The 12,264-nt window shown below is 70.3% G+C and carries 10 protein-coding genes; 3 read left to right on the forward strand and 7 right to left on the reverse strand.

Annotation, left to right across the window (positions count from 1 at the left end; translation table 11 throughout):
- Nucleotides 1–162: 162 nt before the first annotated feature.
- The gene (locus ACSDR0_RS37370; protein ID WP_435293677.1) at nucleotides 163–834 is read right to left on the reverse strand and encodes an HNH endonuclease family protein; all 672 of its coding nucleotides are present in this window, start codon (nucleotides 832–834) and stop codon (nucleotides 163–165) included.
- Between the two features lie 300 nt (nucleotides 835–1,134).
- Between ACSDR0_RS37370 and ACSDR0_RS37375 the strand changes: the two genes are divergently transcribed.
- Complete coding sequence (locus tag ACSDR0_RS37375) at nucleotides 1,135–1,677, forward strand: hypothetical protein (RefSeq protein ID WP_435293678.1); 543 nt, start codon at nucleotides 1,135–1,137, stop codon at nucleotides 1,675–1,677.
- A gap of 8 nt (nucleotides 1,678–1,685) precedes the next feature.
- On the forward strand, nucleotides 1,686–2,279 hold the full coding sequence (locus ACSDR0_RS37380) for a TetR/AcrR family transcriptional regulator (RefSeq protein WP_435293679.1): 594 nt from the start codon (nucleotides 1,686–1,688) through the stop codon (nucleotides 2,277–2,279).
- Nucleotides 2,280–2,356: 77 nt separating this feature from the next.
- Here ACSDR0_RS37380 and ACSDR0_RS37385 read toward each other — a convergent pair whose 3' ends face one another.
- From ACSDR0_RS37385 to bla, 5 genes are all read right to left on the reverse strand, one after another.
- Entirely contained in the window at nucleotides 2,357–3,214 is an 858-nt protein-coding gene (locus tag ACSDR0_RS37385) for a hypothetical protein (RefSeq protein ID WP_435293680.1), read from the reverse strand.
- Between the two features lie 795 nt (nucleotides 3,215–4,009).
- Entirely contained in the window at nucleotides 4,010–4,351 is a 342-nt protein-coding gene (locus tag ACSDR0_RS37390) for a hypothetical protein (protein WP_435293681.1), read from the reverse strand.
- A 234-nt stretch (nucleotides 4,352–4,585) separates the two neighbouring features.
- Complete coding sequence (locus ACSDR0_RS37395; protein WP_435293682.1) at nucleotides 4,586–5,560, reverse strand: NAD(P)-dependent alcohol dehydrogenase; 975 nt, start codon at nucleotides 5,558–5,560, stop codon at nucleotides 4,586–4,588.
- Nucleotides 5,561–5,769: 209 nt separating this feature from the next.
- Nucleotides 5,770–7,890: a transglycosylase domain-containing protein gene (locus ACSDR0_RS37400; protein ID WP_435293683.1), complete on the reverse strand. Its 2,121-nt coding sequence runs from the start codon at nucleotides 7,888–7,890 to the stop codon at nucleotides 5,770–5,772.
- A gap of 88 nt (nucleotides 7,891–7,978) precedes the next feature.
- The gene (gene bla / locus ACSDR0_RS37405; RefSeq protein ID WP_435293684.1) at nucleotides 7,979–8,941 is read right to left on the reverse strand and encodes a class A beta-lactamase; all 963 of its coding nucleotides are present in this window, start codon (nucleotides 8,939–8,941) and stop codon (nucleotides 7,979–7,981) included.
- 306 nt (nucleotides 8,942–9,247) lie between these two features.
- On the opposite strand from bla, the gene ACSDR0_RS37410 reads away from it, so the two are divergent.
- The gene (locus ACSDR0_RS37410) at nucleotides 9,248–10,855 is read left to right on the forward strand and encodes a serine/threonine-protein kinase (RefSeq protein ID WP_435293685.1); all 1,608 of its coding nucleotides are present in this window, start codon (nucleotides 9,248–9,250) and stop codon (nucleotides 10,853–10,855) included.
- Nucleotides 10,856–10,859: 4 nt separating this feature from the next.
- On the opposite strand, the gene ACSDR0_RS37415 is transcribed toward ACSDR0_RS37410, so the two are convergent.
- Nucleotides 10,860–11,768 carry a hypothetical protein gene (locus tag ACSDR0_RS37415; RefSeq protein ID WP_435293686.1) on the reverse strand — a complete coding sequence of 303 codons (909 nt, stop codon included), beginning with the start codon at nucleotides 11,766–11,768 and terminating at the stop codon, nucleotides 10,860–10,862.
- Nucleotides 11,769–12,264 lie beyond the last annotated feature (496 nt).

Genomic DNA, 12,264 nt, shown 5'->3' on the forward strand with positions numbered 1-12,264 from the left:
TCTGGGGCCGTCCGGCTCCTGAGCCTCGCCGCCGTCGACGTCGGTTTATCTACCTGCTTTGAGGAACGAAGCACTAGACGCCGGCGCCGCTCTCGCCACCCGCTCGACGGCCGGGGCCGGCGGGCACCCGGCCGTCGTGGCGTTCACGGCCGGCCGCGTCGCTCACTTGCGGCTCTCGCCGGCCGACGCGGGGCGGCAGGTGTCGAGCATCTCGGCGAGGGCGGCCTTCTCCTCGGCGGTGACGGCGAGGCGGTAGTGATACTTCACATCCACCCAGGCGCGGGCGTACAAGCAGCGGGAGGCGGCGAGCGGCGGTTTCCACGACTCCGGCCCCTGGTCGGCCCTGCTCTTGTTCGAGGCGGCGGAGACGGCGAGCAGTTGCGGCCGCTCCAGGTCGTTGGCGAAATTCTTGCGCTCGACGTCACTCCAGGCGTCGGCGCCCGAACGCCAGGCGTTGGCCGGCGGCACGATGTGACTGACCGCGACGTCGTCGGCGGAGCTGAGGGTGCGCCCGTCGTACACCGAGTACCAGGAGCCCGACATCGCCCGGCAGGCGGCGTCGCGCTCCACGTTCTGGCCGTCGCGCGCCAGCACGGTCTCGCGGGCGTCGCAGGTCGGGGTGCGCAGGCCCCAGTGCGGGAAGCGGTCGCGGCTGTAGCCGTCCATCGACCGCGGTTCCGCGACGGTCAGCAGGTTCAGCTCGGCACGGGCGATCGGCGGGACTGACGGCTCGGGCAGCTTGACCGCGGCGGCCGCCGACCCGGCGAGGGTGACGAGAAGGGCGGGTAGGACTGTGAGGGCGGCGGCCGTGTGGCGCCGCTGTCGTGTCAGCATGTGCCACCACTACCAGCGGTGATCGCTTTGAGTGACGAGAAACGCCGTCGCCGCCACGGGCAATGGCGGATCTGTGGGAGAACATTCCGCACCCGCGGGAATGGCCGGCCGGAGCCCGGCCCATCACGGCCCAGGGGTCCGGCACCTCCCCCGGGTCCCTTCCGCGCCCTTCGGGCCGTTCCGGAACACGTACTTCGGGCCGTTCGGGAGCATGCACTTCGGGCTGTTCCGGAACACGTGCTTCAGGCCGTTCCGTAACAGGCGTGAACCAGTGGTGTGTACTACCGGTACACTCCAGATATGCGAGTCGTCGTCAAGACCGTGGGCACCGTCCTCACCGCCATCCTTCTCGGCTATCCGCTCTGGGCACCGGAGTGGGGGCTGGGGATCCTGGGCGAGATCGGGGCGCTGGGGATGCCCGGCGGGCTGATCGCCGTCGCCGCCTTCTTCGGGCTCGTCGCGCTGTACTGCCGCGCCCTTCATCGGACGATGACGCTCCTGCCGCCCGAAGCCAGGACCGGGGCTCCCGCGTCGGTCTGGTGGATGTTCGCGATCCCCTACAACTTCACCGAGGACTTCTTCATCGTGCGGACCGTCTCCACCTCGATGACCGCCTCGGTGACCGCTGACGCGCGCGTGACGGGCGGGTTCGTCCGATGGTGGGCGGCGCTCGGATACGGCTGGTGCGCCTTCCAGATCCTGTCGCTCTTCCCCGGGACGGCCGGATACGTCGGCGGGGCGATCGCCCTCCCGCTCTGGGCCGCACACTGGATCATGACGGGCCGCGTCAACCGCAGGCTTGCCGCCCGGCAGCCGGCCGCCCCGCTGACAGAGAGCCTTTAGGGACACCCATGCCGCTTCCACGCTTCGACCGGCTGCCGGCCGACGCCCGGGTCTCCATCCTCGCCGTCGCCCGCACCCACTTCGCGCGCGACGGCAAGGACGCCGCGTCCTTCAACCAGATCATCGCCGAGGCGGGCATCTCCAAGACCTCCGCCTACCACTATTTCGACGGCAAGGACGACCTCTTCGGCGCCGTGGTCGCCGACGCGGGCGCCCGGACGCTCGCCGCGCTCGGGCCCTGGGCCGACGTGGCGGCCGAAGACGAGCTGTGGGAGCAGGTGACGGCGGGCACGACGCGGCTGGTGGCGCACCTGCGCGAACATCCGGACGACCGGGCCGTGCTCGCCGAGCGGTCCCACCTCGCCCACGACAGCCGTTCCTGGATCCACAAACTTGTCGCGAACGGCCTGCGCATCGGCCTGATCGACCCGTTTCCCGGCGCCGAGCTGATCACCGTGGCGACGATCGGCGTCTTCGACGCGCTCGACACATGGGCACTCGACCACCCGGGCGAGCCCGGTGACTCCGTCGCGGGCACGCTCACCCTGTTCCTCGCGCGCCTCTGGAACGCCGCCCCCGGGAACGAGAACGCCGGGGTGTAAGACCGCGCCGGTCACCTCGGCCGTACGACGGAAGAGCCCCTCCACCGGCACGGGTGGAGGGGCTCCGGGTCAGGGGCTCAGCCCGGGGGGAAGTTGCCGTTCTTGGCGACCGGCAGGGCCAGCTGGCTGGCGCCGCTGAGGACGGCCTGCTCGGGCGGGAGGCCGGCCAGGACGGGGTTGATGTGCCGCAGGGTCAGCGAGACCGCGGGCAGGGCCGGGGTGGCGAGGTCGAACTTCTCCAGGTCGATCCACCGGACGATCTTGAACACCTCGTCGGGGATGACGTCGCCGGCCTTCTGCACCGGGACGCACAGCTGGCGGGCGTTGAGGACCTGCGCGCCGTGCGTGGGGATCATCGGGGTCAGGACGGGGTTGAGCTGGCGCAGGGACAGCTGCTGGTTCAGCGGGGTGTTGGGGGTGATGCCGTAGCACTTGAGGTCGATGTGACGAACGAGCGACAGCACCTCGGCGGGCGGGAACACGTTGTTCTTGATGACCGGCACGCACAGCTGCTGCGGGGTGTTCATGAAGATCTGCGTGCGCGGCAGGCTCTGGAAGAGCGGGTTGAGGTGGCTGAGCACGAGACCCGTGCTCACCGTGGTACCGGAGATCTTGTAGCAGGCCAGGTCGATGAACCTGATGAAGTCGAGCGCGGGCGACGGCGGCAGCTGGTTGTTCTTGGCGACCGGGACGCACAGCTGCTCGCGCTGGCCGAGGGTGACGGTCTCGATCGGCAGGTTGCCGAGCACGGGGTTGATGTGCCGCAGCGTGAGCGTGGCGGCGGGCGGCTGGTACGGGCTGGTCTTGAAGCATTCGAGGTCGAGGAAGGCGGTCAGATCCTTCGGCGTCGGCAGCGCGAGTGCGCTGGCGGGCGGCACGCAGAGGAATGCCAGGGCGAGCAACGCGACGGCGATGGAAATGAGGCGCCGGAGCATCGGTTTTCTACGCCCATGAATGCCGGTTACGGCTGTGTTCACTGTGGCTCCAAAAGTCTGGGGGGTGACCTTCTCAACGCCGATTGTGTGCCGCCACGGCCGGACTTTCAATATAGCTGTCGGCTTTTTGTTGCACGCAAAATTCGGGCCGACTGACGGGGGATTTATCATCAGACATAAAAGCGTTGTCAGGTCGCCGGTAATCGGAACACGGCGATTTTATTGAAACCCTGTCAACCTGATGGCACAGGTCACCGGAAATGCGCACCGGAGCGGGCCCGCACGAGAACGTGCTCCCGCTAAGACGGCGGCCGAGCCGCATGACGAGGTCGAGATGTCGTCCGGGTCAGGCGAGAACGCGGTCCAGCCGGACAGGGCTCCCCGATGCTCGGCGGAACCCAACGCTTTTGGCTTCGACGCGAGAAGTGTCACGCAGGGCGACAGGGTTCAGATCCGCTTCACGGCTCCGCCGGGGAGCGAGCCGGGCGCTTATGCGCCGGCCGTGCACCGCATGAGGCATGAATGAATACGGGCGCCCGGTTTTCCCGTACAAAACCGGCGAAAGAGTCCGTATCAACTTCAACCGGGATGCTTTGGCCGACCATAACGGAATATCCCTCCCCGAGCGGGATCCGCCGTTGTCGCCTCGGGGACCACGTCGCCGGCGCGAAGATCCGCCGCTGGAAGAGCACCGCCCCCTCAGGACCGGTGGCCGCCCGGGCAAAGCCGGTCTCCGCGGCACCGCGCCTTCCGGCCGGTCGCGTACGCCCCGTCAAGGTGCCCGGCGGGCCGTCGTCACGCCTCCCGGTCGGGCGATGTCGTGGGCTTCAGCACCTTCTTCGCCTTCGCCATCAGCGTGAGCGCCACCATCGCGAAGGCGAGCGCGAGCAGGGTGAAGACGGTGAGCGACAGCTCGTCCGTCCAGCCCAGCAGCCGGGGCGACGCCGTAGAGACCGTGAAGAGGGCGAAGAACAGCAGCGACCAGGCGTACGGCCTCACCTTCAGGACCTGGCTCCGGCCGGAGGCCGCGCGCGGGGCCCGGCCCGTCACCAGCACGTGAACGCTGTGCGCGGCCATCACGCATCCGGCCGCCAAAAGGACCCAGCTGAACGCGACTGACAGTGTGTGCACGCCCATCGGGATCGCACCTCCCTCGCTGCCGGCGGTGAGCGGAAACACCATTTCCGATCTTCGCCCGCCTGCCCCGCGAGGGGTGCGGCAAACCATCCGCCCGTACGGCGGCGCCGGTCCGGGTCCGGCCGGGAGCACGCCCCCGCGGTCGGCGCCACTCCACGGCCTCGGGAACGTCCCGGCGGCCGGGAAGCACCGACCCGCGAGAAGTCCTACGCCCAGGTATGGCGACGTGCCGGGCTAGCTCGAATGCCCGACACTGATCACCACGTTTCCGATCTTCTGGCCCGTCTCGACGTACCGGTACGCCTCGACGATCTCCTCCAGCGGATATCGCCGGTCGATGACCGGCGTGAAATCTCCGGACTCGATCAGTCCCTTGAAATATCGCGCCATCTCCGGGTCGTTCTGCTTCGGGATGGGAAACATGACCTTCTTGCCGCCGAACAACGGGGTGACGAGCGCCAGGAACAGGTTTTGCGACAGGGTGCCCAGGTCCGATGAGAGATAGATCCCGCGCGGTTTCAGCAGCCGCCTGCATCGGCCGAAAGAACTCTTGCCGACCGCGTCGATGACGACGTCGTATGCCCGCTCGTCCTTCGTGAAGTCCTCGGCCGTGTAGTCGACGACCCTGTCGGCGCCCAGCCCCCTGACCAGCTCGACGTTCTTCGTGTCGCAGACCGCGGTCACTCCGGCGCCGAGGCTCTTCAGGAGTTGGACCGCCGCCGAGCCGATGGCCCCGGTCGCGCCGTAGACGAGGACGTCCTGCCCGCTTCGGACCCTCGCCGCCCTGATGATCGTGAGGGCGTAGTGCGAACCCTCGGTGCTGGGGGCGGCCTCCTCGTAGGTCAGGCCCTCCGGCATGATCGCGAGCGCGCCGTCCTGCGGGATCGCCATGTATTCGGCGTGGGCCCCAAATGTGCCGTCGTTGTATCCGAACACCCGGTCGCCGACCCTGTAGGCCGTGACGCCACCGCCTACCGCCTCGACCTCTCCCGCGAACTCATTCCCGAGAATCCTTAGCTTGGGCCTGACAAGCCCGGTGAAGAATCTCCAGATGAAGGGCTTCGCCGCCCTCAACGCGCAGTCCGTGCGATTGACCGTCGTCGCGTGGACCTTGACAAGCAACTCGTCGTCCTTGACCGCCGGCTTCTCCGCCTCCGCGAAACGAACCACTTCCGGCGAGCCATATCGGATGCGGACCGCGGCCTTCATGACTGAATTATAACGACAATACGGAGATCTGCTGAAAATCACGCGCGCACCATCCGGCCGTTTCCGGCGGGCAGCCGGACACGGAGCCTTTTCCTCACGCCTCGCCGCGTTCCCGCACCGGGGGCGCACCCACTCTCCCGGCGGCGGGTTCGAATCGTGGCGGGACACGACACCGCCGGGGACCGTTTCCGGTCCCCGGCGGCCCGCCCTCAGCCGCCGAAACGCGCCCGGTCGATCGGGGTGAAGGGCGTGGCCTTCACCCCCCTCAGCGCCGCGACCATGGTGTCCTTCCAGATCGGCCCGGGAATGGTGGCTCCGAAGACGGCGCCGTAGTACCTTCCGCCGATGGTGACACCGTTGAGCTTGTGCGCGATGGCGCCCCGGGGGTCGCCGATGCTCACCGCGCCGGCCAGGTCCGGGGTGAACCCCGCGAACCACGCGCTGGCCTGGTCGTCGTTGGTGCCGGTCTTGCCGGCGGCGTCGCGGCCGATGCCGCCCACCGCCCGCATCGTGCCCTTGGTGAACACCCCCGACAGGATGTGCGCCGTGGCGTCCGCGATCTCGGGATCCAGCACCTGGCGGCACTTCGGCCGGTGGCCGGTCACCCCGCCGTCCCGGTCGGTGACCCGGGTGACGGCCATGGGAGCGCAGTACCTCCCGCGCGCGCCGATGGCGGCGTAGGCGCTCGCGACGGTCACCGGGTCCATCTCGTTGATGCCGAGGGTGAAGGTCTCGTACTCCTGCAACTTCCGGTTGTCGGCCCGCTTGATACCCAGCGATCTGGCGGTCTGGACGGTGTCGCACAGGCCGACGCGGCGTTCGAGTTCCATGAAGAAGGTGTTGACCGACTGCCAGGTGCCGGTCTGCAGCGACTTGAAACCGGGGGTTCCCTCGTCGTTGGTGACGGTGTGCGTCGGGTCGCCGATGTTGCCGCCCTCGCAGTTCTTGAAGTCGGCGTAGCCCGAGGCCCGGTAGCCGTTTCCGACGGTGAAGCCGTCGTCGATCCTCATGCCCTTCTTCAGGGCCGTGATCAGCGTGAACGTCTTGAACGTCGAGCCCGCCTGGAACCCGCCGATGCCGCCGTGGTCGTTGTCGGCCACGATGTTGTACGACATCTCGTTCCTGCGCGCGGAGGTGCCGTACTCGCGGCTGGCCGCCATGGCCCTGATCATCCCGGTGCCCGGCTGGACCAGGGCCTCGGCGGCGACGGGCTCGTCGGAGGCGTGGACGTGCCTGCCGACGGCCTGCTCGGTCGCCGCCTGCATGCGGGGGTCCAGCGTCGTCCTGATCGTCAGGCCGCCGCGGTAGAGGAGCCTGGCGCGCTCCTCCGCGGTCCTGCCGAACGCGGGATCGCGCAGGAACTCCTCGCGCACGTACACGCAGAAGTAGGGGTACGGGCTGGCCTCGCAGTTACCGGGCAGGGGGGTGCCCCGGTAGCCGAGCTTCCTGGACTTGGCCTCGGCGGCCTGCCGCGGTGTGATCTCGCCGAGCTCCGCCATCCGGTCGAGCACGACGTCGCGCCGTTCCAGCAGCCTTCGCCGGTTCTCCTTACCGCCCTGCGGATCGGTGGCGGTGGGCAGCTGCACGGCTCCCGCCAGGGTGGCCGCCTGCGACAGGTCGAGCCGGGAGGCGCGCACGCCGAAGAACCGCCTGGCCGCGGCCTCGATGCCGTTGGCACCGGCGCCGAAATAGGCAATGTTGAGGTACTTTTCGAGGATCTGATCCTTGGTGTACTTCTGCTCGATCCCCATCGCGTAGCGCAGCTCGTTGAGCTTGCGCGGGTAGCTGGCCCTCAGTGCCTCCTCCTTCCCCTCCCTGGTGACGGCCGTGTTCAGCAGCACCTGCTTGACGTACTGCTGGGTGATGCTGGAACCCCCCTGGCTGACCCCTCCGGCCTGGAGATTCCTCGCCAGCGCCCGCACGGTGCCCGCGACGTCGATCGCGCCGTGCTCGTAGAAGCGGTAGTCCTCGATCGAGACGATGGCCGTCTTCATGACATCGGACACCTGGCTGAGCGGTACGACCTCGCGGTAGACGTCCCAGAACTGCGCGATCCGGCGGCCCCTGGCGTCGAGGACGGTCGTCTTCTCGGCGAGCGGGGGCTCGGCGAGTACGGCGGGCCTGAGGTCGAGCCCGTCCGACGCGCCCATGATCATCACCCCCGTGCCCCCGACGGCGGGCAGGGCCAGTCCGGCGGCCACCACCCCGGCCACCGTGGCCGTCGCCGCGAGACCCGCGATCTTCGCCCCCGCTGACGATCGCGTCTCGGCCCGCCGCGGGCGGCGCCCGCCCGGCGTGACGGCGCCGTCCGGTTCGTCGAAGAGGCTCATCGCCCGTCACCGCCCCCGGTGCGCGCCGGAAAACCGAGACCGGGCGGCGGAACGAGCCGCCCGGTCCGTGCCCCTCCCCCGCGTGACATCAGAGCCTGCCGAGCCCGCGGGCGAGGATGGCGGCGGTGTCCGCGACGACCTTGTCGGCCACGGCGCCGTCCACGGCCCTGCGGTTGGTGTAGATCGACATGATGACGGGGGCGGCCGACGCCGAGGGCCAGATGACCGCGATGTCGTTCCCTGCCCCGTAGGCCGAGTTCGTGCCGGTCTTGTCGCCGATCGTCCAGGTCTTGGGCAGGCCCGCGCGGATGCGGGCGTCCCCGGTCGTGTTCGCGATCAGCCAGGCGTTCAGCCGCTGCCGGTCCTTGGCGTCGAGGGCGTTCCCCGCCGTGACCGCGCGCAGGTCACGGCCCATCGCCGCGGGCGTCGTGGTGTCGCGCCTCTCCGTGGGACTCCAGTCGTTGAGCTCGGTCTCCCACCGGTCCAGCCGGGAGACCGGGTCCTTCAGCGTGCGGAAGTACCCGGTCAGACCGGCGGGGCCGCCGATCTGCTTCAGCAGCATGTTGGCCGCGGTGTTGTCGCTCTGGGTGATGGCCGCCTCGCACAGCCGCGCGACGGTCAGCCCGTCCTTCACGTGCTTCTCGGTGACCGGGGAGTGCTCCTCCAGCTCGGCGGCCGTCCAGCGCACGATCTTGTCCATCAGGCCGGGGTCGGAGGTGCGGGCCTTGTGCAGCACGGCCGCGGCGGCCATCGCCTTGAAAGTGGACAGCATCGGGAAACGCTCACCCGAGCGGTATCCGATCGTCTTGCCGGTGGCGGTGTCGACGGCGTACGCGCCGATCCGGCCCTTGAAGGACGCCTCCAGCGCGCGCAGTTCTTTCCTGGCCCCGGCCTCGTCCGGCACCGTCGACGGCACCGCCGGTCCCGTCGCGTACAGGGCCGCTGACGATGTGGCGGACGCGTGGCCTGCCGAGGTGGCACCCGTCAGGGAGACGAGCGCGAGCGAGGCCAGCGCCGAGAGTGCGGCGCGTCGAAGCTGCTGGGCAGGCATGGTCAGGCCTTCCTGTCGTGGATGGGATGTGAGGGGCAGTCTCGCGACACCGCTCGATGCCGTCAAAGATGGAAATAGCGGGTTCCATGCTGAAACGACATACAGGTACCTCGCGGACGTCCACGGAGCCCGGAGAGCGCTCGCCACCGTGAGGGGGCCGGGACGCCTCACCGGCTCCGAGTCGCGGCGGCGCGTTCGCCCGTCGCCTCTCCGCTTCGCGGCCTCCTGGCGGGGCGAAGGACCGTGGTGGCCCGGCCCGCGCTGTCGCTACGCTGAGGGCCCGCGCCGACGTGCATGGAGGAGCTCATGGCCGCTGGCCCGCTGGAGCCGGGTGACCCGCGCACGCTGGGGGCGTTCCAGGTCGTGGGGCGCCTGGGCGAGGGCGGGCAGGGGGTCGTCTACGAGGGCTGGAGCGCCTCCGGCGACCGTGTCGCGATCAAGGTCCTCAAGGGCGGCACGAATCCCGACACCCGCCGCCGGCTGGCCAGGGAGCTGGAGTCGGCCCGCCGGGTGGCTCCCTTCTGCACGGCCCGGGTGCTGGCGGCCGAGCTCGACCGGCCGGACCCCTACGTGGTGAGCGAGTTCGTCGCGGGCCCCTCGTTGCAGGAACGGGTGCGCGACGGCGGCCCCCTGCGGGACGGCGACCTCGACCGGCTGGCGGTCGGTACGGCGTCCGCCCTCGCGGCCATCCACGGCGCCGGGGTGGTTCACCGGGACTTCAAGCCCGCCAACGTGCTTCTCGGCCCCGACGGGCCGCGCGTGGTCGACTTCGGCATCGCCCGGCCGCTCGACGCCGACACGGCGCCTTCGGCACTGTCGGGCACCCCGCCCTACATGGCGCCCGAGCAGCTGAAGGGAGTGCACGGATCGCCCGCGGCCGACGTGTTCGCCTGGGCCTCGACCATGGTCTACGCCGCGACCGGCAGCGCGCCGTTCGGCGGCGACACCGTCGCCGCGGTCTTCAGCCGCATCCTCAGCCAGGACCCCGACCTTTCCGGCGTTCCCCAGGGGTTGCGCGAGACCCTGGCCCTCTGCCTGTCCAAGGATCCGGGAAGACGTCCCTCGGCCCGGTCGCTCCTGGTCCGCCTGGTCGACCCCGGGGCCTCCACCGTCACGGTCCCCGACGTCGGCCCGGTCCCCAGCGCGTACGTCCCCGCAGGCTGGCCCGGCCGCGCCCCTGCCGGTCGGATCCCGGCCGATCCCCGTACCGACGGAACCGGGCCGCCGCCGGTCGTCCCGCCCGGAGCGCACCTCCCGCCGCGGCATCCGCCCGGCGAGCCGGCCGAACCCGTGCGGGACGCGGTGACCCCGCCCCCGCGCGGGCCCGAGCCTCCCGGCGGCGCCGGTACCGCGGGCCGTGACACGAAGGTCTCCGCGCCGCCGTACGGCGAGCGGGCCACACGGCGGACGAGGCGCACGGCCGTGCCGCTGGCCGCCGTCGTCGTCGCGGGGCTCGCGACGGTCGGCGTGCTGTACGCGACGGGGACGATCGGGGGCTCCGCCGCGGACGGGGCGACGCCCCGGAGCGAACCCGGCGGGACCGCCGGCCAGGCGCCGCTCTCCGGATCGCTCCCGGCGCCGTCCACGGCCCGGGGAACCGGGATCCCGGCGGCCTTCGCGGGGACCTGGAGGGGGCGGGTCGTCTCGCGGGACGACCGCGGGCGCACCGCCGACGTCACGATCACCCTGGACGGGGGGCGGTCCACCGGGACGTGGGCGACCGGCGACTGCGAACAGCGGGCCACGCTGACCCGCGTCAGGGGCGACACCGTGCTCGAACTGACCGTCGCGCAGCGCGATCAGTGCGTGAGCGGGGACATGACCCTCACGCTGCGGGATGCCAAAACCCTCGACTGCGTGCGGCAGGAGGGCGCGGGCGCGCTGGAATACCACGGGAGCCTGCGCCGCTCCTGATCGTTCAGCCGGCGCGCACGATCTGGAAGGAGTAACTTCCGGTCTTCGCCGCGGGGGATCTGACGACCAGCGCGTAGCGCCCGTCCCCGCCCGGGAGCGGCATCTCGAACTCGTTGCCGCACAGCGGGTAGGGCTGGCGGGGGTCGGCGAGGCTTTTTTCCGCGGCGTCGTAGAGCTCGATGTCAATGGCGGTGCACGGCCCGCCGCCCCCGATGACCTTGATGGCCGTGGCGCCGTCCGCGTCGAACTCGAAGCGGTCGATCCGCCCGGGAACGTCCAGCGACCCCGCCCCGGCGGGACTGCCCTCGCCGATCTTCAGGCCGATCGTCGCGGGGAACGTGCGGACCTTCACGGTCGCGATCCGGAAGCTGTAGGCCCCGATGACGTTGGTGTTCCCCCAGACCTCCAGCCGGTGGCCCCCCACCTTGGTCAGCTTGTTGCCGAGCGACGTACCGGCGGTGAAACTGACGCCGGCCGGGCTCAGGGGCTCGTCGTCGACGTCGGAGAACACCTGGAACTGGATGTCGTCGCCCTCCATGTCGGTGACGTAGAACTCCCTGGCGTCGCCCAGGTCCAGCGTGAATTCGTGCCTCTCCCCCGCGCGGGTCAGCTCGGCCGAGACCGTGCTGCCGTCGACGAGGGTGCCGCCCGGCTCGACGGCCGCCGAGGACCGGTCCTGCCCGCCGGTTCCGGCCGGGGCGGGCGCGCTCTCGGCCGGGGCGGGCGTGTTCTCAACAGGCGCGGCGGCGGTCGCGCCGCTCGTCACCTGTACGGGAGCGGCGGCACCGCTCCCGGTCTCACCGCCGGCGAGGCCGCACCCGGTGAACGCCACCAGCGCGAGGACGAGGAGGGCGCCGTGCCTTAACGGCGGCCTTACCGGCGCGACGAGGCGCGTCGTGGGGAGATTCGTCATGGCAGCCATTCTTCGAAGCCCGCTTACAACCCGGTTGCCCGTCACTTTCCCACTCCCGGGGGCGCCTCCTGAAAACCGCCTCTCGAGGCCCGCCTCCTGAAGGTCGCCGGGTACGTGGATCGCCCGGACGCGCTGGGCGACAACGCCGGAGCCGGTGGTCCCGCCACCGACATGAACGGTCACCCGGGTGTCCACACCGTCACCCGGGGCCGACGCGATCACCGGGTCGGCCACCCCGGCCCCTCACGGCCCGGCCGGAGGCCTCTCCGACCGTGACGGCCCCGTCCCCCGCGCTGTCACCCCTCAGTGCCCGCGAGCATTCAGGGCTATTACAGGATGAATCGCGACCTATGGCCTTTTCAGAAAGGGCGGTATACGTAAAGAAATCAAACCGTCGGTAGCGACATGACGGACAGCTGGTGATTATCGCCCTCGACTAAGGTTTCAGCTGTTAGCGAGCCGGTTATCCTCCTAGGGCTGCGGTCATGACAATGCC

Source organism: Streptosporangium sp. G11 (assembly GCF_051192615.1).
Classification (GTDB): Bacteria; Actinomycetota; Actinomycetes; order Streptosporangiales; family Streptosporangiaceae; genus Streptosporangium.